The 22,107-nt window shown below is 58.0% G+C and carries 24 protein-coding genes; 14 read left to right on the top strand and 10 right to left on the bottom strand.

Features of this window, described 5'->3' with window-relative positions:
• Nucleotides 1-29: 29 nt before the first annotated feature.
• Entirely contained in the window at nt 30-926 is an 897-nt protein-coding gene (locus tag M2433_RS02865; RefSeq protein ID WP_429052715.1) for a DMT family transporter, read from the bottom strand.
• Nucleotides 927-1,099: 173 nt separating this feature from the next.
• Between M2433_RS02865 and M2433_RS02860 the strand changes: the two genes are divergently transcribed.
• The gene (locus M2433_RS02860) at nt 1,100-1,972 is read left to right on the top strand and encodes a helix-turn-helix transcriptional regulator (protein ID WP_047348556.1); all 873 of its coding nucleotides are present in this window, start codon (nt 1,100-1,102) and stop codon (nt 1,970-1,972) included.
• On the opposite strand, the gene M2433_RS02855 is transcribed toward M2433_RS02860, so the two are convergent.
• Complete coding sequence (locus tag M2433_RS02855; RefSeq protein ID WP_429052713.1) at nt 1,952-3,118, bottom strand: benzoate/H(+) symporter BenE family transporter; 1,167 nt, start codon at nt 3,116-3,118, stop codon at nt 1,952-1,954. The genes M2433_RS02860 and M2433_RS02855 overlap by 21 nt on opposite strands.
• A 92-nt stretch (nt 3,119-3,210) precedes the next feature.
• Here M2433_RS02855 and M2433_RS02850 point away from each other — a divergent pair, with 92 nt between their 5' ends.
• Nucleotides 3,211-3,738: a helix-turn-helix domain-containing protein gene (locus M2433_RS02850; RefSeq protein ID WP_047348554.1), complete on the top strand. Its 528-nt coding sequence runs from the start codon at nt 3,211-3,213 to the stop codon at nt 3,736-3,738.
• An 80-nt stretch (nt 3,739-3,818) separates the two neighbouring features.
• Entirely contained in the window at nt 3,819-5,783 is a 1,965-nt protein-coding gene (locus tag M2433_RS02845; RefSeq protein ID WP_063956307.1) for a peptidase U32 family protein, read from the top strand.
• Here M2433_RS02845 and M2433_RS02840 read toward each other — a convergent pair whose 3' ends face one another.
• Entirely contained in the window at nt 5,784-6,014 is a 231-nt protein-coding gene (locus M2433_RS02840) for a DUF2554 family protein (RefSeq protein ID WP_429052710.1), read from the bottom strand. It abuts the gene before it with no gap.
• A 241-nt stretch (nt 6,015-6,255) separates the two neighbouring features.
• On the opposite strand from M2433_RS02840, the gene M2433_RS02835 reads away from it, so the two are divergent.
• Nucleotides 6,256-6,618, top strand: a complete 363-nt coding sequence (locus M2433_RS02835; protein WP_059310127.1) for a hypothetical protein — start codon at nt 6,256-6,258, stop codon at nt 6,616-6,618.
• A 167-nt stretch (nt 6,619-6,785) separates the two neighbouring features.
• Here M2433_RS02835 and M2433_RS02830 read toward each other — a convergent pair whose 3' ends face one another.
• Together M2433_RS02830 and ftrA are read right to left on the bottom strand one after the other, a co-directional pair.
• The gene (locus tag M2433_RS02830; RefSeq protein WP_429052708.1) at nt 6,786-7,322 is read right to left on the bottom strand and encodes a dihydrofolate reductase family protein; all 537 of its coding nucleotides are present in this window, start codon (nt 7,320-7,322) and stop codon (nt 6,786-6,788) included.
• A 52-nt stretch (nt 7,323-7,374) separates the two neighbouring features.
• On the bottom strand, nt 7,375-8,382 hold the full coding sequence (ftrA, locus tag M2433_RS02825; protein WP_429052706.1) for a transcriptional regulator FtrA: 1,008 nt from the start codon (nt 8,380-8,382) through the stop codon (nt 7,375-7,377).
• Between the two features lie 73 nt (nt 8,383-8,455).
• On the opposite strand from ftrA, the gene M2433_RS02820 reads away from it, so the two are divergent.
• The 8 genes from M2433_RS02820 (at nt 8,456) to zinT (ending at nt 16,472) form a co-directional block, all read left to right on the top strand.
• On the top strand, nt 8,456-8,869 hold the full coding sequence (locus tag M2433_RS02820) for a rhodanese-like domain-containing protein (RefSeq protein ID WP_114977254.1): 414 nt from the start codon (nt 8,456-8,458) through the stop codon (nt 8,867-8,869).
• A gap of 155 nt (nt 8,870-9,024) precedes the next feature.
• Complete coding sequence (locus M2433_RS02815) at nt 9,025-10,128, top strand: cobalamin-independent methionine synthase II family protein (protein ID WP_429052705.1); 1,104 nt, start codon at nt 9,025-9,027, stop codon at nt 10,126-10,128.
• A gap of 202 nt (nt 10,129-10,330) precedes the next feature.
• Complete coding sequence (gene urtA / locus M2433_RS02810) at nt 10,331-11,602, top strand: urea ABC transporter substrate-binding protein (RefSeq protein WP_047958573.1); 1,272 nt, start codon at nt 10,331-10,333, stop codon at nt 11,600-11,602.
• Nucleotides 11,603-11,625: 23 nt separating this feature from the next.
• Nucleotides 11,626-13,200 (top strand): urea ABC transporter permease subunit UrtB, encoded by a 1,575-nt coding sequence (urtB, locus tag M2433_RS02805; RefSeq protein ID WP_429052703.1) that lies wholly within the window; start codon nt 11,626-11,628, stop codon nt 13,198-13,200.
• The gene (urtC, locus tag M2433_RS02800; protein ID WP_429052702.1) at nt 13,200-14,273 is read left to right on the top strand and encodes an urea ABC transporter permease subunit UrtC; all 1,074 of its coding nucleotides are present in this window, start codon (nt 13,200-13,202) and stop codon (nt 14,271-14,273) included. The genes urtB and urtC overlap by 1 nt, the downstream gene beginning before the upstream one ends.
• A complete protein-coding gene (gene urtD / locus M2433_RS02795; protein ID WP_429052701.1) occupies nt 14,273-15,070 on the top strand; it encodes an urea ABC transporter ATP-binding protein UrtD in 798 nt (265 codons plus the stop codon). The genes urtC and urtD overlap by 1 nt, the downstream gene beginning before the upstream one ends.
• 9 nt (nt 15,071-15,079) lie before the next feature.
• Nucleotides 15,080-15,778: an urea ABC transporter ATP-binding subunit UrtE gene (urtE, locus tag M2433_RS02790; RefSeq protein WP_429052700.1), complete on the top strand. Its 699-nt coding sequence runs from the start codon at nt 15,080-15,082 to the stop codon at nt 15,776-15,778.
• Between the two features lie 52 nt (nt 15,779-15,830).
• Nucleotides 15,831-16,472 (top strand): metal-binding protein ZinT, encoded by a 642-nt coding sequence (gene zinT, locus M2433_RS02785; protein ID WP_429052699.1) that lies wholly within the window; start codon nt 15,831-15,833, stop codon nt 16,470-16,472.
• Nucleotides 16,473-16,522: 50 nt separating this feature from the next.
• On the opposite strand, the gene ydeE is transcribed toward zinT, so the two are convergent.
• Entirely contained in the window at nt 16,523-17,716 is a 1,194-nt protein-coding gene (gene ydeE, locus M2433_RS02780) for an efflux MFS transporter YdeE (RefSeq protein ID WP_059310116.1), read from the bottom strand.
• Between the two features lie 194 nt (nt 17,717-17,910).
• On the opposite strand from ydeE, the gene eamA reads away from it, so the two are divergent.
• The gene (eamA, locus tag M2433_RS02775) at nt 17,911-18,813 is read left to right on the top strand and encodes an O-acetylserine/cysteine exporter (RefSeq protein WP_429052697.1); all 903 of its coding nucleotides are present in this window, start codon (nt 17,911-17,913) and stop codon (nt 18,811-18,813) included.
• Between the two features lie 32 nt (nt 18,814-18,845).
• On the opposite strand, the gene marB is transcribed toward eamA, so the two are convergent.
• From marB to marR, 3 genes are read right to left on the bottom strand one after another with little or no spacing between them, the layout of a single operon-like run.
• Nucleotides 18,846-19,064, bottom strand: coding sequence for a multiple antibiotic resistance protein MarB (gene marB / locus M2433_RS02770; RefSeq protein WP_047348538.1), 219 nt, complete (start codon nt 19,062-19,064; stop codon nt 18,846-18,848).
• 33 nt (nt 19,065-19,097) lie between these two features.
• Nucleotides 19,098-19,478 (bottom strand): MDR efflux pump AcrAB transcriptional activator MarA, encoded by a 381-nt coding sequence (gene marA / locus M2433_RS02765; RefSeq protein ID WP_008502237.1) that lies wholly within the window; start codon nt 19,476-19,478, stop codon nt 19,098-19,100.
• A gap of 20 nt (nt 19,479-19,498) precedes the next feature.
• On the bottom strand, nt 19,499-19,933 hold the full coding sequence (marR, locus tag M2433_RS02760) for a multiple antibiotic resistance transcriptional regulator MarR (protein WP_025756418.1): 435 nt from the start codon (nt 19,931-19,933) through the stop codon (nt 19,499-19,501).
• A gap of 255 nt (nt 19,934-20,188) precedes the next feature.
• Here marR and M2433_RS02755 point away from each other — a divergent pair, with 255 nt between their 5' ends.
• Complete coding sequence (locus M2433_RS02755; RefSeq protein ID WP_047348537.1) at nt 20,189-20,854, top strand: MarC family NAAT transporter; 666 nt, start codon at nt 20,189-20,191, stop codon at nt 20,852-20,854.
• Nucleotides 20,855-20,896: 42 nt separating this feature from the next.
• Here the strand turns inward: M2433_RS02755 and M2433_RS02750 are convergent, their stop codons facing one another.
• Nucleotides 20,897-22,093: a sugar transporter gene (locus M2433_RS02750; protein ID WP_047348536.1), complete on the bottom strand. Its 1,197-nt coding sequence runs from the start codon at nt 22,091-22,093 to the stop codon at nt 20,897-20,899.
• Nucleotides 22,094-22,107: the final 14 nt, after the last annotated feature.

Here is a 22,107-nt window from a genome sequence, read left to right as displayed (position 1 = left end):
AACGGCCTGCATAATGCAGGCCGTTTCATTTACGCCGTTCGCACGCGCCTGAACCAGGTTTCGGGTTTAGTAAACATCACCATATTTCCCCCCAGAATCAGCAAGAGCCCAACGATTCCGTTGATATGCCAGACATAGCCTTCATACACCGTGGAGATGGAGAGCGCCACCAGCGGGAAGAGCAGCGTACTGTAGGCCGCTTTGCCCGGGCCAATGCGTCCCACCAGCGTGAAGTAAGCGCCAAAGGCAATCACCGAGCCAAACAGGGCCAGGTAGAGCAGCGCGCCAATGTAGCTGGTGGTCCACTCCGGCGTGAAGCTGTCGCCTCTGAAGAGCGCAATGCAGCCCATCACCAGCGTGCCGTAGAGCATCGCCCAGGCGTTGGTGGTCATGGTTTCAAGGCCTCTGCGCTGATGGCGCATGCTGATCATATTGCCCAGCGAGAAGCCGTAGGTGCCGAGTGCGGAAAGCCCAATCCCGGTCAGGAGCGATGCGCTCCAGCCGCTGGCCAGCAGGTCGTCCCAGAAGAGGGTAATTATCCCGACCAGCCCCAGTGCCGCCGCCGTCCAGAACCGTGCCGGCGGGCGCTGCCCGAAGAAAATAAAGCTGTTAATGGCGTTATAGAGCACGGCCATGGAGAAGATCACCGATTCCAGCCCGGTGTTGATGTGCGAGGCTGCGGTGTAAAAACACCAGAAGTTAAAGCAGAAAACGCAGCATCCCTGGAGCATGCAAAAAAGGTGATCCCGCAGCGCCAGCGTGCGCAGGCGGCGCAGGGCGAGTAATACCACCATCATCGTCAGGCTGGCGACGGCGAAGCGCCAGAAAATAGAGACGGGCGCCGCCACGGGGCCCTGCTGCAGGAAAATGGCAATCCAGGTGGTTCCCCAGATAATGACCACCAGTCCGTATAGTAATGCGTTCATATTGTTCTCTTCTCAAACCACCGAAGCCCGCAGTATGGCGCTGCCTTTTATAAAGGGCTTGCACCCGCTTGCGGTGGACTTGCAAAATCTTGCGCTTTTTTCTTTCCCGGGGACTGGCAACGGAAGACAACTCTTCTTAGACTGACATTCCAGTCCATCACGCGCTAACGGTTATGTCTCACGCTTACGATACCTTTGAAACGCTTTGCCAACAGAATGCAGTCCTGCGGGAAACCGTCTCGCTGAATTCGGGTATTCAGCTGGCAGCGTGGTACAACAAGCACGATACGATAACGGTAAAAAGTAACCATCACACCCTGAGCTTGTACGTGGCGGACGGTTACGAAAGCTACCAAAAAACGCCGGGCGGCTGGAAAAACGGCGGGGGACCGGACCGTTTCTGTTTGATGCCCAAAGAGAGTGAATCAACGTGGGATATCCGGGACGATCTCTCGTTCGTGCATCTCTACTGTACCGATGAACACCTGCGCGACGTGGGCGAAAAAATCTGGGACAAGCGGCCGCTTTCGCTGACCCTGGACGAACGTATTTTTGGCAGCGATCCGAAGATCACCGCGCTGTATCGCCAGTTTTTGCTTGGCTGTGACTGGCAGCAGCACGCCAACCAGCTCACCCTGAGCACGGCCTCTACGCTGCTCCTGACCCATCTGCTGCAAAACTACTCAAACGTGCAGTGGAAGCTGCCGGTCGTCACCGGCGGGCTATCGCCGTTTGTTCTGCGTAACGTGCTGGCGTTTATCGAAGAGAACCTGGGCCAGCCCCTGACGCTGGCTGAACTGGCGGCCCAGGCCGCCCTCAGCGAATACCATTTTGCCCGCATGTTCCGCCAGTCGACGGGGCTGGCGCCGCATCAGTACGTGATGCAAAGGAGAATGGAAAAAGCGAAAGCCCTGGTGCAGCACACCTCAACGCCGCTGACGGACATCGCGCTGGCCTGCGGGTTTAACTCCGCCAGCCACTTCAGCAACCGCTTTCGCAGCGTGACGGGCATGACGCCGTCGCAGCTACGCGCGGCGAGCGCGTGAAAACAGGGCATAGCACACCCCGCCCAGCACCAGCCCCCAGAATGCCGATCCAATCCCCAGGATCGTGACGCCGCTTGCGGTCATCAGAAACGTGACGATAGCCGCGTCGCGCTCCGCTTCGTGATTTAGCGCCTGATATAAACTCCCGCTGATGGTTCCCAGCAGCGCCAGGCCGGCCAGCGTCTGGATCCAGCTGAGCGGCAGGGCGGCCATCAGCCCGGTAATAGAGCCGCCGAAAATCCCCGCCAGCAGATAGAACCCTCCGGCAGCGATGGCCGCCAGCCAGCGCTTTGCGGGATCCGGGTGCGCGTCCGGGCTTTGACAAATGGCGGCGGTGATCGCCGCAATGCAGATGGAAAAGACGCCAAAGGGCGAAAACAGCAGCGCCAGCCCACCGGTAACAATAATGAGCGGCGAAACCGCCAGCGGGTAACCGGAGGCTTTCATCGTGGCGAAGCCAGGCGCATTTTGCGAAGCCATGGTGACCAGGAAGAAGGGCACGCCAATGCTCACCAGGCTGGTGAAGTTGAAGGCGGGGGCAATAAATTCAGGCATTACCAGAGAGAGGGTAATTTTATTGGTGACAACGTCACCGCCCGCCCATGCCACGATACCGCCCACCAGCAGCGTAACCACGATGGCATAGCGCGGGACCAGCGCTTTTGCTATCAGCCATGCTGCAATCATGCTGCCGCACAGCAGAAAGTGTCCCTCCAGGTGCGCAAACGCGTGCAGGCCAAACTGCAGCAGCACGCCTGCCAGCATGGCGGCGGCCAGAGAATGGGGGATCAGCTTCATCAGTCTGGCGAATAAGCCGGTCATGCCACAGAGTAAAATGAGCGCATTGGCAAAGATGAATACGCCGATCGTTTCAGCCAGCGTCACGCCGTGCAGGCTGGTGGCGAGCAGCGCCGCGCCGGGCGTTGACCAGGCGGTCAGCACGGGCGCTTTATACCACCAGGAAAGCGCCAGCGTGCTGACGCCCATTCCAATCCCCAGCGCGGTCATCCAGCCCGCTATCTGCTGCGCGCTGGCCCCTGCCGCAGCCGCGGCCTGCCAGATGATGGCTGCCGAACTGGCGTAACCGACCAGAACGGCGACAAACCCGGCCAGTACGGCGGGAACAAAATGTAAGGAAGGGCGCATGAAAACTCCGTTGTGCGTTATAACGTCCACGCTAAGGTAACACTGTGCGCTATAGCGTACAAGTGGTATGCTACGCATCACCAGGAGGGAACATGGACATCACACTACACCTTGCAACAACGCTGAAAACGCTGCGTCAGGCGCGCGGCTGGAGTTTGTCGAAGCTGGCGGACGAAACCGGCGTTTCCAAAGCCATGCTCGGGCAAATTGAGCGCAATGAATCCAGCCCGACGGTGTCGACGCTGTGGAAAATCGCCACGGGACTGAACGTCCCGTTTTCCACGTTCATCACGCCGGAGGCGGACCGCCAGGCGGTGTTTGACCCGCAGCAGCAAGCGATGGTGGTTAAACCGCTTTTCCCGTGGGATGAGACGCTCCGGTTCGATCATTTCTCCATCACGCTGGCACCCGGTGCCCTAAGCGAATCCACGCCGCACGAGGCGGGAGTGATCGAACACGTGGTGGTTATCAGCGGCGAGCTGGAGATGAAAATTGACGGCGAATGGCAGTCAATTTCCGCCGATTCGGGCGTCCGTTTTGCCGGCGATAAACCGCACGCCTACCGCAACAGCAGCGACCGGACGGTGCATTTTCACTCCCTGATTCATTATCCCCGCTGAGGCTACGCAAAACTGTTTCGCTGACGCATACTTCTGACTACAATAGCCGCCATTTTGACCATAACGGATAACGACGAAGTATGCGCCTGCAATCCCATCATCTTGAACTATTAAGCCCGGCCCGCGACGCCGCCATTGCCCGTGAAGCGATCCTTCATGGGGCAGACGCCGTCTACATTGGCGGCCCTGGCTTCGGTGCCCGCCATAACGCCAGCAACAGCCTGAGCGATATTGCTGAACTGGTGCCGTTCGCCCACCGTTTCGGGGCGAAAGTGTTCGTGACCCTGAACACTATTTTGCATGATGATGAGCTGGAGCCTGCGCAACGTCTGATTACCGATCTCTACCAGACCGGCGTCGATGCCCTGATTGTTCAGGATATGGGCGTGCTTGAGCTGGATATTCCCCCCATTGAACTGCACGCCAGCACCCAGTGCGATATCCGCACGGTAGAGAAGGCGAAGTTTCTCTCCGACGTTGGCTTTTCGCAGATCGTTCTGGCGCGCGAGCTTAACCTGAATCAGATCCGCGATATTCACCAGGCGACCGACGCGACGATTGAGTTCTTCATCCACGGCGCGCTGTGCGTCGCCTACTCCGGCCAGTGCAACATTTCCCACGCGCAAACGGGCCGCAGTGCCAACCGCGGCGACTGTTCTCAGGCCTGCCGTCTGCCGTACACCCTGAAAGACGATCAGGGCCGCGTCGTGGCGTTCGAAAAACACCTGCTCTCCATGAAGGATAACGATCAGACCGCTAACCTGGGCGCGCTGATTGACGCAGGCGTGCGCTCCTTCAAGATTGAAGGGCGCTACAAAGATATGAGCTACGTGAAGAACATCACCGCACACTATCGCCAGATGCTGGACGCCATTATTGAAGACCGCGGCGACCTGGCGCGCGCGTCGGCCGGTCGGACCGAGCATTTCTTTATTCCGTCAACAGACAAAACGTTCCACCGCGGCAGTACGGACTATTTTGTGAATGCCCGTAAAGGGGATATCGGCGCGTTTGATTCACCGAAGTTTATCGGTTTACCGGTCGGCGAAGTGCTGAAGGTGGCGAAAGATCACCTTGACGTTGAAGTGACGGAGCCGCTGGCAAACGGCGACGGCCTTAACGTGATGATCAAGCGTGAAGTGGTGGGCTTCCGCGCCAATACTGTCGAAAAAACCGGTGAGAATCGCTACCGCGTGTGGCCGAACGAAATGCCGGCCGATCTCTATAAAGCGCGGCCGAACGCGGCGCTTAATCGTAACCTCGACCATAACTGGCAGCAGGCGCTGCTGAAAACCTCCAGCGAACGCCGCATCGCGGTAGACATCGAGCTGGGCGGCTGGGAAGAGCAGCTTATTCTGACCATGACCTGTGAAGACGGGATCAGCGTGACGCATACCCTTGACGGCCTGTTCGAGGTGGCAAACAACGCGGAAAAAGCGCTTAACAGCCTGAAGGACGGCGTGGCGAAGCTGGGTCAGACGATTTACTATGCGCGCGCTATCGACGTGAATCTGCCGGATGCGCTGTTCGTGCCGAACAGCCTGCTTAACCAGTTCCGTCGCGAAACGGCAGAGATGCTCGATGCCGCACGCCTGGCGCAGTATCCGCGCGGCAGCCGTAAAGCCGAAGCCGTTCCGGCGCCCGTTTACCCGGATACGCATTTGTCCTTCCTCGCCAACGTCTACAACCATAAAGCCCGTGAATTCTATCATCGCCACGGCGTGCAGCTGATCGATGCGGCCTATGAAGCGCACGAAGAGAAGGGCGACGTGCCGGTGATGATCACCAAGCATTGCCTCCGCTTTGCGTTTAACCTGTGTCCGAAGCAGGCGAAAGGAAATATCAAAAGCTGGAAGGCTACCCCGATGCAGCTGGTGAATGGGGACGAAGTCCTTACCCTTAAATTTGACTGCCGTCCTTGCGAAATGCACGTGATTGGCAAAATGAAAAACCACATCTTCAAAATGCCGCAGCCCGGCAGCATTGTGGCGTCCGTCAGCCCTGACGATCTGATGAAAACCCTGCCGAAGCGCAAGGGGAGCTAATTACCGAACGTGCGTGTCCGGTTTGCGCGACTTCTGCCACAGATGGTGGTCGCGCAAACCCTCCGCCGACTCTTCCGCCTCGCTTCGCAACTCATCGCTGTCGGCCTCATGACGCAGCTGATGCTCCACATTTTTTACCCATATATATTCATGCCCTTTGTGTCCAACCATAATCTGGCCTGAAAACAGCGCGCAGACAAGCATGACGAAAGATAACCCTTTTTTTATCATGGTTTCACCGCAGAAGGAGAACGCGGAGCCATCATGCCAATAATTCCATTGTGTTATTATTCGAAAATTCAAATTAACGCAAAAGGATTGTCAGGTTTTGTCGAATTTACGCCGGGGTGAGATTATTCTTAAAATTAATTTGCTGACGATTAACCGCCATTTCTGGTACAAAATTGGACATTAGCTTTAGAGAATAATCCTATATAATAAGAATCCTCTGGCTAAGGAATGAGTCTATAAAATGAAAAAAATAATGATGCTTGCGCTTCTCGTGGTCGCCGTTGGGGCAACCGCCGGGTTTCGCTATATCAACGATGATGAACCGGAATATATTCACTCTGCTGAAGCTCGCGTAGGGTCTTATTTAACCAGCGATTACGGTCACGTTGACTGTAATAGCACCAAAATTAATGACGAACGCTGGGAATTAGGCTGCACCCACAAAGCGCGCGGAAAAACATTCCAGTTTGCCGTTTATCCGTCTGAAAAAGCACCGTATGGCGTTTCGCGCTCGTTTTATCTTGAGGCCATCAATGATGATGCCAGAGAGAGTGCGGAGCAGGGCCTGATGCGTTATTTGCAAATCAATACCCAGGCAGGTTAATAGCGCTGTTTAGGGTTCGTTAAGATGAAGAGTGTTAGGTTGTAAGGGATCCGCAGCCCGGCCATGGAGTGTCGGGACGTAGAGACCAAAATACAAATCTATCCATGCAAGCATTTACCGCCAGTTAATGGCGGTTTTTTTTTGCCCGAATCGGCGCCGGCGTGGCTTTATGGCGTTACCCGATAGTGCGACTGCACCAGGCCCGAAGGGAAGCTGCGGCTTGATACCAGCGTTAAATCGATATCCCGGGGAAGGGCGCCGAACAGCGGTTTTCCCGACCCGAGCAGGACAGGAACGGTGGTGATAACCATATCGGCAACCAGCCCTTCGCGCAGGAACGATTGTATCACCCGGCCGCCATCGAGATAGACGCGATGGACGTTTTGCGCGGCGAGATCGTCGAGAGCCTCCTTTGGCGTGCGTCCTGAAAACTGTACTTTGCCCTTCAGCGCCGCCGGCACGGGCGTATCGGCCAGCTGTCGGGAGAGTACCAGCACGGGGCGGTCATAAGGCCATGCGTCAAAGGTCAACACCGTCTCATAGCTCCCCCGGCCCATCACAATCCACTCTTTGTCGGCGATGAACGCCGCATAGCCATGATCTTCTGTCGGGTCATCGCGCTGCAGCAGCCAGTCGATGTCGTCATTCTCCCGGGCGATGTAGCCATCAAGGCTGACCGCGATAAAAACGTGTGTGGTGACCATCGGGTGCTCCGTATTCCTGCGTCATCAACGTGTCAATATCCAGACTGCTCCCTCAGCGGGCAGCGTCGGGACGTGAAAATTGTTTGCGATACTGGGCCGGAGAAAGCGCGAACTGCTGGCGGAAATGATGGCGCAGCGTCGATGCCTGCCCAAACCCGGTCTGCTCAGCGATGCTGTCGATGCTTAAACGGCTGCTTTCCAGGTAATCTTTGGCCCGCAGCAGGCGTTCATTGAGTAGCCAGCGCGCGGGCGTCGTTCCCGTTGCCGCCTCGAAGCGCCGCAGAAAGGTGCGCTGGCTCATGCCTACCCGACGCGCCAGCGAGTCGACGCTGTGCGGCTCGACAAGATGCGTATGCAAAAAATCAAACAGCTGGCCCAGACGCTGGCTTTCCCGCAGCTGCGCCACCGGGCGGCTAAGCTGCTGCGGCTGCGAACCGTCCCTGTGCGGGGGAATGACCAGCCGACGCGCCACGCTGTTGGCGGTTTCCATTCCATAGTCCCGGCGCACGACGTGCAGACAGAGGTCGATCCCCGCCGCACTGCCTGCGGAGGTCAGTATATTACCTTCGTCCTGGTAGAGCACATCCTCGACCACGTCGATGTCCGGGTAGCGGGTCTTAAGCGCGTCAACGTAGCGCCAGTGCGTCGTGGCTTTGCGACCGTTCAGCAGCCCCGAGGCGGCCAGGACAAACACGCCCGAACAGATGGAGAGCAGCTGACAGCCCCGCGCGCTGGCCTGACGTAAGGCGCTGCAGAGCGCGTCCGGAACCGGTGCATCCAGACCGCGCCAGCCCGGCACGACGATCAGGTCGGCAGAATCAAGCAGGGAGATATCGCCGTCGGTAATGATGCGGATCCCGCCCGTTGCCCGAAGTTCACCGCTATCCACGCCCGCCACCGCAAAACGATACCACTGGTCCCCCAGCTCGGGACGCGGCAGGCCGAAGATCTCCACCGCCACGCCAAACTCAAAGGTGCACAGGCCGTCATATGCCAGCACGACCACCTTCGGGCGGGGAGTTTGTCTTAAGTTTGTCATCTTTTTGCTGTTTTCTGGCATACGCGAGCGCATTCACGAGCTGAATTTGTGGATAGAGTAGTGTTATCACAAACGCCAAAGATGAGGAAGAATCATGAGCTATGTTACTGAATTTCCGGCTGCCGAGCCGCAGGAGGCCGTCACCCATTTTCTGCGTCGCCTGAGCGTCGAGACCGACTGCGCGGACGTGCATCACGCCATCGTCAACCAGGAGCAGGACTTCGTGCTGCTGCACGTGGTGGGGAGCCCGGAGCAGTTTGCCCGCCGTCACGTGCCTGGCGCGTTACATCTGCCGCGGAGCCAGATTACCGCGGAGCGCATGGCCCAGTGGCCTGAAGGCACGCTGTTCGTCGTTTACTGCGCGGGGCCACACTGTAACGGCGCGGACAGGGCCGCGCTGAAGCTGGCGCGTCTTGGCCTGCCGGTTAAAATCATGCTCGGGGGCATCACCGGCTGGGAAGATGAAAAGTTCGCCTTTGCCAGCAGCGAAACCGCCGCCGCCCTGTGAACATGAATTTTTTTCAACACCCGTGAAATTTTCTCGTTTGCCGGAACAGGAGAGGTATGACATCTTTTTTGGACATTTAGACATCCAGAAGTCTAAACTTCAAATGATGAATTATCACTGTCGGCAATTATCGCCAGCAGGCTGAGGAGATTTCCATGCAACGACACCACGCCCCGTTCCGCGCCGATGTAGTCGGCAGTTTTTTACGCCCGGATGCGATCAAACAGGCTCGCCAGAAGTTTGCCAGCGGCGAAATTGACGCCGGACAGCTTCGTGCGGTTGAGGATGACGCTATCCGCCACGTCGTTGAGCAGCAGTGCGCGTGCGGCCTTAACGTGGTCACCGACGGCGAGTTCCGCCGCGCCTGGTGGCACTTCGACTTCTTCGACGGTCTGCAGGGCGTTGAGCGTTACGATTCACAGCAGGGCATTCAGTTCAACGGGGTGCAAACCAAAGCCCACGGCGTGCGCGTGACCGGCAAGCTGGGCTTTGGCGAGCATCCGATGCTGGAAGACTTTCGCTATCTGAAAAGCATCAGCGGTGAAGCCCTGCCGAAAATGACCATTCCCAGCCCGAGCGTGCTGCATTTCCGCGGCGGTCGCAAAGACATCGATGCAAGCGTGTATCCGGACCTGGACGTCTATTTCGACGATCTGGCGACCACCTGGCGCGACGCCATCCGGGCCTTCTACGAGGCGGGCTGTCGCTACCTGCAGCTGGATGATACCGTTTGGGCCTACCTCTGTTCGGACGATCAGCGCCGCCAGATCCGCGAGCGCGGTGATGATGCCGACGAGCTGGCGCGCATCTATGCCCGCGTGCTGAACAAGGCCCTGGAGGGCAAGCCGGACGATCTGACCATCGGGCTGCACGTCTGCCGCGGTAACTTCCGCTCAACCTGGATTTCCGAAGGCGGCTATGAGCCGGTGGCGGAAGTGCTGTTTGGCACGGTCAACGTTGACGCGTTCTTCCTCGAATATGATAACGACCGCAGCGGGGATTTCGCGCCGCTGCGCTTTGTTCGCCCGGGCAAGCAGCAGGTGGTGCTGGGTCTTATCACCACTAAAAACGGCGAGCTGGAAAATCCTGAAGGCGTGAAGGCGCGTCTGGAGGAGGCGGCGAAATACGTGGCGAAAGAGCAAATTTGCCTCAGCCCGCAGTGCGGCTTTGCCTCTACCGAAGAGGGCAACAGCCTGAGCGAAACCCAGCAGTGGGACAAAGTCCGTCTGGTGACGCAGATCGCCAGCGAAGTCTGGTAATCACGCTTTCCCGGCGCTGCATTATAAAAGTGCAGCGCTGTGCCATTCTGAGTCGTTCTCTTTACATCCCATGTTCCACGTCCTGAAATAGCGCTTTCTCCATTCTGGCATCCTTTTTGCTCCTGCATCGCTGAGACATTTTTTTCCGCGTCCACGCCGTAACGGACGTCTTCGCACAGCGTTCTTTTTCAGGAGTGAAAATATGCACCGTCGTACTTTATTAAAAGCCTTCGCGTTGTCTGCCTCTGTTGTTGCTATGGGAATGAGTTTCGGCGTGCAGGCGGCCGACACCATCAAAGTGGGGATCATGCACTCTCTTTCCGGCACCATGGCGATCTCCGAAACCCCGCTGAAAGACGTTGCCCTGATGACGATCGACGAGATCAACGCGAAAGGCGGCGTGCTGGGCAAGAAGCTGGAGCCGGTGGTGGTTGACCCGGCCTCAAACTGGCCGCTGTTTGCCGAGAAGGCGCGCCAGCTGTTAAGCCAGGACAAAGTGGCGGTGGTGTTCGGCTGCTGGACGTCGGTGTCACGAAAATCCGTCCTGCCTGTCTTCGAAGAGCTGAACGGTCTGCTGTTCTACCCGGTGCAATATGAAGGCGAGGAGATGTCGCCAAATGTCTTCTACACCGGCGCGGCGCCGAACCAGCAGGCCATCCCGGCGGTGGAATACCTGATGAGCGAAGACGGCGGCGCGGCGAAGCGCTTCTTCCTGCTGGGCACGGACTACGTCTACCCGCGCACCACCAACAAGATCCTGCGCGCCTTCCTGCACTCAAAAGGCGTTGAGGATAAGGACATCGAAGAGGTTTATACCCCGTTTGGCCATAGCGACTACCAGACCATCGTCGCCAACATCAAGAAATTCTCCGCCGGTGGTAAAACCGCCGTGGTCTCGACCATCAACGGCGATTCCAACGTGCCGTTCTACAAAGAGCTGGCTAACCAGGGGCTGAAGGCGACGGACGTGCCGGTGGTTGCGTTCTCCGTGGGTGAAGAAGAGCTGCGCGGGATCGACACCAAACCGCTGGTCGGCAACCTTGCCGCGTGGAACTACTTTGAGTCCGTCGATAACCCGACTAACCAGGCCTTCGTGGCGGACTATAAAGCCTATGCCAAAGCGCATAAGCTGCCGAACGCCGACACCGTGGTGACCAACGATCCGATGGAAGCGACCTACGTGGGTATCCATATGTGGGCCCAGGCGGTGGAAAAAGCGGGCACCACTGACGTCGATAAAGTGCGCGCGGCGATGGCCGGGCAGTCCTTTAAGGCACCGTCTGGCTTTACGCTCACCATGGATGCCACCAACCACCACCTGCACAAGCCGGTCATGATTGGCGAAATCGAAGGCAACGGGCAGTTTAACGTGGTGTGGCAGACGGAACAGCCGGTACGCGCCCAGCCGTGGAGCCCGTTCATTGCCGGGAATGATAAAAAGCCCGACCAGCCGATGAAAACCGCCAGCAACTAAGCCATTACCGCAGGGAGAAAGCCATGAACCTCATACGCACGCTTGTCGCGCTTGTATGGCTTACCGGACTGCTGCCAGGGATGGTGCAGGCATCGGACGCCGATCGTTTTGTTGCCGCCAGCCGCAGCCAGCAGGCAGAACTGCTGACGCAGTGGGCCGCGTCGCCGGATGCGGCAAGGTTGCCGCTGCTCCAGGCGCTGCAAAAGGAGAACCTCTACGTCGACCCGCAGAAGCACGCCTTTGCACAGCGTAATGGCGAAGTCATCCCGCTCGGTGAACGCCAGGCTGCAGCGGGGCCAATCAAAGCCGTTCGCCTGACTAACCGGCTGCGGGTACTTACCGCAACGGCCATCGCCACCCATCAGCTCGTCAGTGACAGGGTCACCGAAAGGCGCGCGGCGGCGCGCCTGCTCCAGCGGGATGCCCAGCCCGGGATGATGGCATTTCTTGAAACGCGGCTAAAGGATGAAACGGACGCGGTGGCGCGTCAGGCGCTGCTGCTGGCGGTGGCGAATCTTCAGCTGGCCAGCCCGCAGGCAGAGGTGCGCCGCAAAGCGGTCGAACGGCTGGGGCAGTCCGACGATCCGGACGTGGAGTCCAGGCTTACCCCGTTTACTCAGGAACAAACCGAGCCTGACGCCGGGGTTCGCGCCGCCGCGCAGGAGAGCCTTAGCCAGATCCAGCATCGGCTGATGTGGGGCGACCTGCTGGGCCAGGCGTTTATGGGGCTGTCGCTGGGATCGGTGCTGCTGCTGGCGGCCCTGGGGCTCGCCATCACCTACGGCCTGCTGGGCGTGATTAACATGGCGCACGGCGAGATGCTGATGCTGGGCGCGTATGCCACGTGGATGGTGCAGCAGGCGATGGCCGGGCTTGCTCCCCAGTGGCTGTGGCTCTATCCCGTTATCGCGCTGCCGGTCGCATTCTGCCTGACGGCGGGCATCGGGATGGTGCTGGAGCGCACCGTGATTCGCCATCTGTATGGCCGTCCGCTGGAAACGCTGCTGGCAACGTGGGGGATCAGCCTGATGCTTATCCAGCTGGTGCGCATGACCTTTGGCGCCCAGAACCTGGAGGTGGCGAACCCGGCCTGGCTTTCCGGCGGGGTGCAGGTTTTTGCCAACCTGACCCTGCCGTGGAACCGCATCGTGGTGCTGGGTTTCGTGCTGCTGGTGCTGTTCTTTACCTGGCTCATTCTGAACAAAACCCGTCTCGGCCTGAACGTGCGCGCGGTAACGCAAAACCGCAGCATGGCCGCCTGCTGCGGGGTACCGACGGGCCGGGTCGATATGCTGGCCTTCGGGCTTGGCTCCGGCATTGCGGGCCTGGGCGGCGTGGCGCTTTCCCAGCTCGGTAACGTCGGGCCGGAGCTGGGCCAGGGGTACATCATCGACTCGTTCCTTGTAGTCGTTCTTGGCGGGGTTGGCCAGCTGGCAGGCAGCGTCGCCGCGGCGTTTGGCCTGGGGATCTTTAACAAAATTCTTGAACCGCAGATGGGGGCCGTGCTGGGGAAAATCCTGATTCTGGTGGCGATCGTGCTGTTTATTCAGAAACGCCCTCAGGGGCTGTTTGCGCTGAAAGGGAGGATTATTGACTGATGAGCCAGCCGCTGACCTTAACGCTGGCGCGTAAAGCGCCGCGCACAACGCAGATTGCCGGCAGCCTGCTGGTGGTGTGCCTGCTGATATTGCCGTTTTTCGCCTTACTGCCCGCGACGCATCCGCTGGCGCTATCGACCTGGATGCTGACGCTTCTCGGTAAGATCCTCTGCTACGCCATCGTGGCGGTGGCGCTGGATCTGGTGTGGGGCTATGCCGGCATGCTGTCCCTGGGGCATGGCATTTTCTTCGCCCTGGGCGGCTACGCGATGGGCATGTACCTGATGCGCCAGGCCTCCGGCGACGGTCTGCCCGCGTTTATGTCGTTTCTCTCCTGGAGCGAGCTGCCGTGGTTCTGGTGGGGCACCCAGCATTTTGCCTGGGCGCTGGCGCTGATTGTACTGGTCCCCGGACTGCTGGCGCTGGTGTTTGGCTGGTTTGCCTTCCGCTCGAAGATCAAAGGGGTCTATTTCTCGATTATGACCCAGGCGCTGACCTATGCCGGGATGCTGCTGTTCTTTCGCAACGAAACCGGCTTTGGCGGCAATAACGGCTTTACCGGCTTCACCACGCTGCTTGGGTTTTCGGTGACGGAAACCACCACGCGCGTCGCGCTGTTTCTGGCGACCGTGCTGTTGCTGCTCGTGGCGCTGGGCACCGGGTTTGCGCTGGCAAAGAGCAAGTTTGGCCGCATTCTGACCGCCGTTCGCGACGCCGAAAACCGCCTGACCTTTTGCGGGTACGATCCGCGCGGGTTCAAGCTGCTGGTGTGGACGCTCTCTGCGGTGCTGTGCGGCCTGGCCGGCGCGCTGTATGTTCCGCAGGTGGGCATTATCAACCCTGGCGAAATGTCGCCGACGAACTCGATCGAAGCCGCCATCTGGGTGGCGCTGGGCGGGCGCGGCACGCTGGTGGGACCGGTAATTGGCGCCGCGCTGGTCAACGGGGCGAAGAGCTTCTTCACCGTCGCGATGCCGGAATACTGGCAGCTGTTTCTGGGACTGATTTTTATCGCCGTCACGCTGTTTTTACCGCGCGGCGTCTACGGCCTGTTTCGTAAGGGAGAGAAATAATGCAGCCAGCCGAAGGGTTATTCACCCGCCAGCTGCCCGGCGACCGCTATCGCGAGCAGACCGATCCGGTGCTTCAGCTTGAAACCATTAACGTGAATTTTGATGGATTTCAGGCCCTGACCGATCTCACGCTGAATATCGGCGTGGGCGAGCTGCGCTGCGTGATTGGGCCCAACGGGGCAGGTAAAACCACGCTGATGGACGTGATCACCGGCAAGACGCGGCCAAAAAGCGGGCGGGCCATTTACGATCAGTCCGTCGATCTGACCGGGCTGGAGCCTGCGGCCATCGCCCGCCAGGGGATTGGGCGTAAATTCCAGAAACCCACGGTCTTTGAAGCGCTGACGGTGTGGGAAAACCTGGAAATCGCGATGAAAACCGATAAATCCGTCTGGGCAAGCCTGAGGGCAACGCTCAGCGGTGAACAGCGCGACCGCATCGATGAGATGCTGGTTTTGCTTCGCCTGAGCAGCGAGCGGGACCGCCGCGCCGGGCTGCTTTCGCACGGGCAAAAGCAGTTCCTGGAGATTGGTATGCTGCTGGTGCAGGACCCGCACCTGCTGCTGCTGGATGAGCCCGCCGCCGGGATGACCGATGCGGAAACGGAATACACCGCAGAGCTGTTTAAAACGCTGGCGGGGAAACACTCCCTGATGGTGGTGGAGCATGACATGGGCTTTGTGGAAACCATCGCCGATCGCGTGACGGTGCTGCATCAGGGGCGCGTGCTGGCGGAAGGTTCGCTTCGCGAGGTGCAGGCCAACGAGCAGGTGATTGAGGTCTATCTGGGACGTTAAGGAGAGGTGATGCTACAGGTCAACGAACTGAATCAGTATTACGGCGGAAGCCATATCCTGCGCGGCGTGAGCTTTGAGGCCGTTACCGGCGAAGTCACCTGCCTGCTGGGGCGCAACGGCGTAGGAAAAACCACGCTGCTTAAGTGTCTGATGGGGCTGATCCCGGCGAAAACCGGGGAGGTGATCTGGCAGGGGAAAAAGATCACCCACAGCAAGCCGCACCAGCGGGTGCACTCTGGCGTCGCGTACGTCCCGCAGGGACGGGAGATTTTCCCGCGTCTGACCGTGGAGGAGAACCTTCTGCTGGGGCTGTCGCGCTTTTCTGCCCGCGACGCGAAGCATGTGCCGGACGAAATCTGGCAGCTGTTCCCGGTGCTCAAAGAGATGAGGCACCGTCGCGGGGGCGATCTCTCCGGTGGGCAACAGCAGCAGCTGGCGATTGGCCGCGCGCTGGCGAGCCGCCCGCAGCTGCTGATCCTCGATGAGCCCACGGAAGGCATACAGCCTTCGGTGATTAAGGAGATAGGCCAGGTGATCCGCACCCTGGCGAACCGGGGGGATATGGCGATCCTGCTGGTCGAGCAGTTTTACGACTTTGCTGCCGAGCTTGCCGACAGCTACCTGCTGATGTCGCGCGGCACCATTATCCAGCGCGGGCGGGGAGAAAACATGGAGCAGGAGGGCGTTCGCGGGCTGGTTGCGATTTGAAATGTTATATTATAACATCTGCATTCTTATAAAACGGAATGAGGGCGTTATTTTGGCTGCACATATTGGGAAATTTGCCATGACTCTGGGGGCGATGCTGGTCAGCGGCCAGCTGTTTGCCCATTCACACGGACACGCGATGAGCGAAGCGGAACAAAAGGCGGCGAATGGCGTCTTTGAGGACAAAGACGTTAAGGACAGACAGCTGTCGGACTGGGACGGCACCTGGCAGTCCGTCTATCCCTTCCTGCTCGACGGCTCGCTGGATCCGGTCTTTAAACAAAAGGCCCGGAAGGATAAAAGCAAATCCTTCGACCAGGTCAAAGCGTACTACCGAACGGGGTATGCGACGGATGTGGATGCCATCGGCATCGAAAACAACGTGATGGAATTCCATAAAGGCAACGCGGTCAGCAGCTGTCGCTATGATTACAGCGGCTACAAAATTTTGACCTACGCATCGGGGAAAAAGGGCGTTCGCTATCTGTTTGAGTGTAAGGATGCCGGCAGCAAGGCACCGAAGTTTGTTCAGTTCAGCGACCACACCATCGCGCCGAAGGCCTCTTCGCATTTCCACATCTTTATGGGCAACACCTCCCACGAGGCGCTGCTGAAGGAGATGGATAACTGGCCGACCTATTATCCGAACGAGATGTATAAGGAGCAGGTGGTGGAGGAGATGCTGCACCACTAGGCTGTTGCTGTTGCCGGGGGGGCGGCTACGCCTTACCCGGCCTACAGGCGCTACGCCACGTTGGGCGTTTCGCACCACGCCTTCACGCTCATCCCGCGTAAAATCATCAGCCATGCGACCACAATGGCGGCCATCATAATCACGAACAGCGACCAGTGCGGCAGGTTGGTCAGGATAATACCGGTAATCATCGGGTTTGCCGCCGCACCGAGCCAGCCCAGCGCCTGGGCGGAGAAGTAGCTGGCTTTCATCCCCGGCGGGGCGATGTTGTCGATCAGCATGTATTCACCCGGTGCATAGATAATCTCGCCCAGCGTAAAGATGGCGGCAGCGATGCCCCAGTAAACCAGGTTTTCACCGGAGAGCATAAAGCCGGCCAGCCCCACGATGAAGAACAGGGTGGCTGCGGTCATCAGCGGGCGAATATTGCGGGCTGAGATTTTGCGGCCCAGCGCATACTGCAGCGTCACCACCACGGCGGCGTTAACGGGCAGCACCACGGCGACCACCTTTTCGGCGAAATTACTGTCCGCATGCGCGGCCAGGACATACTGCGAAATGCAGGTGGCGAACGAGCCGCCGACGTATGACGCGAGCAGGCCAGAGAGCGTGTACCAGAACAGCGCGCGGTCCTTCAGCAATACCGACGGCTGCCAGGGCATCTTCTCCTCGGCGGTATCCAACGCCACGCTTTTTTGCACAAAGAAATGGATAAACCCCAGCGGCAGGGCGGCGCAGAAGGCCGCCAGCCAGAACGGCAGCTGCAGGCTGTACATCACCAGCAGGGTGCCAATCGGCGGTCCGATCGTCCAGCCAATATTCAGGAAGCTGTAGTTCAGCGAAAAAACGCGCGCTTTTTCGCTGGAGGTCAGCACGTCGGAGAACCAGGCTTTGAGCACCGTCGAAAAGACGGAATAGGCGCAGTTGATCAGCGCAAAGAACAGCACCACCAGCGTGACGTTCCCCACCAGCGGGATCGCCACAAATCCAGCGATAAAGGCCACGATGGCGATCAGCATGTAGCGTTTTTTATCGAATTTGTCGGCCAGAATGCCAAACCCCAGGCTGAATACCACGCCAATGGTCAACGCAATCGTCAGGGCATAACCGATATTCTCGACGCTCATGCTGTAGACGCGCGTGAGATAAATGGTCATAAACGGCAGCGTTGCCCCCCGACCGATGGTTAATAACAATGACGATGCCAGCAGCGCCGCGGTTGAGCGCCTGAGAGATGGTTTCATATTCCTGCCCGACAAATGCTTATGCTTTTTTATGTTGTGTTCTAAAAGGAGTATCACGACATAAGGGGCTTGTATAGCGCCCAATTTATCCGTAAGTGCTTCGCCTGACTGCCAGAATTAATGATCTTCTCCTGGCGTACTTTTTTCTGTTACCTTGAAGTGTTAACAAATTATTAATAATTCAGGGGCAGGGTATGACGCGTAAAGACGGGCTGCTGGCGTTGCTGGTGGTCGTAGTATGGGGACTCAATTTTGTGGTCATCAAGCTGGGGCTGCACAACATGCCTCCGCTCATGCTGGCCGGTTTGCGTTTTATGCTGGTTGCGTTCCCAGCCATCTTCTTCGTCGCCCGTCCCAAAATTTCCTTAAAACTGCTGCTGGGCTACGGCTTGACCATCAGCTTTGGCCAGTTCGCTTTTCTCTTCTGCGCGATTAAGTTTGGTATGCCGGCCGGTCTCGCCTCGCTGGTCTTGCAGGCGCAGGCATTCTTTACCATTATTCTCGGCGCGTTTGTGTTTGGCGAACGCCTGCAGGGTAAACAGCTGGCGGGAATTACGCTGGCGGTGTTTGGCGTCCTGGTGCTGATAGAGGCCAGCCTGAATGGACAACACGTGGCGCTGCTGGGCTTTATGCTGACGCTGGCGGCGGGGCTGAGCTGGGCCTGCGGTAACATTTTCAACAAGCTGATTATGCAGCACGAGGCGCGCCCGCAGGTGATGTCGCTGGTAGTGTGGAGCGCCCTGATCCCCGTCTTACCGTTTATGGTTGCGGCGTGGATTCTGGATGGCCCGCAGGTCATGCTCAACAGCCTGGTCGAGATCGATCTGACCACCATCCTTTCGCTGGTCTATCTGGCCTTTGTCGCCACCATCGTGGGCTACGGGATCTGGGGGTCGCTGCTGGGCCGCTATGAAACCTGGCGCGTCGCGCCGTTATCCCTTCTGGTTCCGGTGGTGGGGCTTGCCAGTGCGGCACTGTTACTGGATGAAACGCTGAGCGCGCTGCAGCTGCTGGGCGCTGTGCTGATCATGGCCGGGTTGTACATTAATATCTTTGGCCTGCGCGTGCGTCGGGCGACGCGGGTAAGAAAGGCATAAAAAAAGCCCCGCGTCAGCGGGGCAAAAACGAATCAGAGGCCGTGCTGATTATAATAAGGCACGCCTAATTCGTCGGATTTGTCGCTACCAGCACCCATATGGTTGAAATCATAAGGCGTCTGGTCATGTGCTGACGGCAAAATCATCGTATCAGGATTATTTTGCTGCGTTGCACGAGGGGTTTGCTCCGCGAAGGTCTGGCTGGAGAACAGCACCAGCAAGGCGAGGGCGGCGGAGGCGGTAACTTTCATGATTTCCTCGGTTACGTCTGTTACAGGCGATGATTAACTACAGTGTTTTAACGGATACAGGTATCGGGATTCGCCCGGCACGCTGGTAATTCGGTACTTATGAGGCGGCACGTCAAAATAGTTCTTGAACGTACGCGTCAGGGTTTGCTGTGATTCAAATCCGTAACGCTCCGCCAGATAAAGGATCGGCTCATTGCTTTCTTTCAGTTTCTGGGCAATTTCCGTCAGCTTGCGGCTGCGAATGTATTGTCCTAATGAATGGCCGGTCTCTTTTTTGAACATCCGTTGCAGGTGCCATTTGGAGTAACCTGAACGCTCAGACACTTTTTCAAGGGAGAGCGGCGATTCCAGGTTATCTTCGATCCAGTCCAAAATGCTATGAATGGTGATAGCGTCAGTATTGCGTCTGGACATCGTCATACCTCTTTTTCTGTTTACGGCAGTATTTTCTTCAGCAAGAGCTCAAGGGTTGCCACTTCATCTGCCGTTAAGTTTTTTGTTAGTTCCTGATGCAGTGTTTGTCCTACTAATTGATGACATTGCTCGCACATGGCCGCGCCATCGCTGGTCAGCTTCACCAGTACGCCGCGTTTGTCATTGGGGTTAGGGCTTCGTTCTACCCATCCTTTGCAGACGAGACGATCGAGCATGCGGGTCAACGCACCCAGATCGACAGAGAGCACCTTTTTCAGCTCAACCGGTGTGATACACACTTCGCAGCGAATGGAACACAGCACTTTGAACTGTGTTGCGGTGATATCCAGCGGTGACAGATAGTCGTTGAGCAGGCGATCTTTTTTCTGGTTTACCATATGAATAAGACGACCCAGCGGAACAACGTCGTTAAAGATATCACTGGTGCTTTTCACAATGGTTGCCCTGGCAAGTAGTTAGTCACGGCAGATATTATTGCTCAGGCAAGTATAAGTCAACTGAATGAGTCGGCCGATGCCACGAATTGCTAAAACGTTTCATGAACTTTTTTTGAGGTCTTTCAAATCATATAGATAACTGTCAGTTATCTTTTCCCAAGGAAAATAATCCTTACGTTGCGCCCGTGGCTGAATGACACACTTTCCCCCTATAATTGCTGAGTTAAATATGGATAAGGACAACAACGCACTATGTTGGATTTAATTAAAGCAATCAGCCTTGGGCTGGTGGTCTTGCTGCCGTTGGCTAACCCGTTAACGACGGTGGCGCTCTTCCTCGGGCTGGCAGGGAATATGAACAGCGCCGAGCGGAACCATCAGTCGTTGATGGCCTCGGTGTACGTGTTTGCCATCATGATGGTGGCCTATTACGCCGGCCAGGTGGTAATGAATACCTTCGGGATCTCCATCCCTGGCCTGCGTATCGCCGGGGGGCTGATCGTGGCCTTTATCGGTTTCCGCATGCTGTTCCCGGCGCAAAAGGCTCATGAGTCGCCGGAGGCGGCCAGTAAATCCGAAGAGCTGGAAACCGAACCGAGTGCGAATATCGCCTTTGTGCCGATTGCCATGCCGAGCACGGCGGGGCCGGGTACCATCGCGATGATCATCAGCTCCGCGTCGACGGTGCGCGACAGCGCGACCTTCCCGGACTGGGTGCTGACGGTTGCGCCGCCGCTGATTTTTGCGATTATCGGGGTTATCGTGTGGGCGTCGCTGCGCAGCTCCGGCGCCATCATGCGCTGGGTAGGCAAGGGCGGTATCGAGGCGATTTCCCGTCTGATGGGCTTCTTACTGGTCTGTATGGGCGTGCAGTTTATTATTAACGGCGTGCTGGAAATTATTAAGACCTACCATTAAGTCATTGCCGGGTGGCGTTGCGCCACCCGTCACAAACAACCCTCACCCGTGCTGCCCCTGTTCCTCCAGCGCCACCGGCCATTTACGGAAGATGAGCACTGACCAGACAAGCGCCACCAGCGCCGGAATGGCGCCCAGGTAGCCAATCGCCGACATTGAGACGTGCAGGCTGACCTGATTTCCCACCAGCGCCCCCGCGCCAATGCCCAGATTGAAAATGCCGGAAAAGAGCGACATCGCCACGTCCGTCGCATCCGGCGCCAGAGCCAGCACTTTCACCTGCATGCCCAGGCCAATCACCATGATCGCCACGCCCCAGAACAGGCTGAGGATCGCCAGATGGCTCTCGCTGCCCGCGGCGGGCATCAGCAGCAGCAGGCAGGCCAGCAGCAGGCCGATGGCGCTGCTCACAAGCGTGGAGGCATGGCGGTTGCCGAGCTTTCCGAACAGCACGCTGCCGATGATGCCCGCACCGCCGAGGATCAACAGTAAAACGGTGGCAAAGCTGGCGCTAAAGCCCGCCACAACCTGCACAAACGGTTCAATGTAGCTGTACGCCGTGTAATGGGCCGTCACCACGATGGCGGTCAGTAGGTAGATGCTCAGCAGCGCGGGGCGGCGCATCAGCAGCGGCAGGCTTTTCAGCGAGCCAGAATGCTCGCTGGGCAGCGCGGGCAGCAGTTTTATCAGGCAGACCAGCGTAATCAGCGCGCCCATGCCGATGGCAAAGAAGGTGGTACGCCAGCCGAAGTATTGCCCCACGATGCGGCCAATCGGCAGACCTAGCACCATCGCCAGCGCGGTACCGGTGGCCAGCAGGCTCAGCGCCTGAGCGCGCTTACCCGCCGGCGCCAGGCGAATAGCCAGCGACGCGGTGATCGACCAGAACACCGCATGGGCAAAGGCAATGCCGATTCGGCTAATGACCAGCACCGTAAAATTCCACGCCATAAACGACAAAACATGGCTGGCGATGAACAGCACGAACAGCCCGATCAGCAGCCTGCGCCGCTCTATCTGGCTGGTCAGCAGCATAAACGGCAAGGACATCAGCGCCACCACCCAGGCGTAGATGGTTAACATAATGCCCACCTGAGCCGTTTCCATCTGGAAACTTTCAGCGATGTCAGACAACAGCCCAACCGGAACAAATTCTGTGGTGTTAAAGATAAACGCGGCAATGGCCAGCGTGACCACGCGTAGCCACGCAACCCTGCGGGAAACTGTGTTCGTTGTCATAGGGATGTCGGAGA

It is taken from the genome of Enterobacter sp. AC1 (genome assembly GCF_050434705.1).
In the GTDB taxonomy this organism is placed as follows: Bacteria; Pseudomonadota; Gammaproteobacteria; order Enterobacterales; family Enterobacteriaceae; genus Enterobacter; species Enterobacter cloacae_L.
This window is presented reverse-complemented; position numbering and strand designations above follow the sequence as displayed.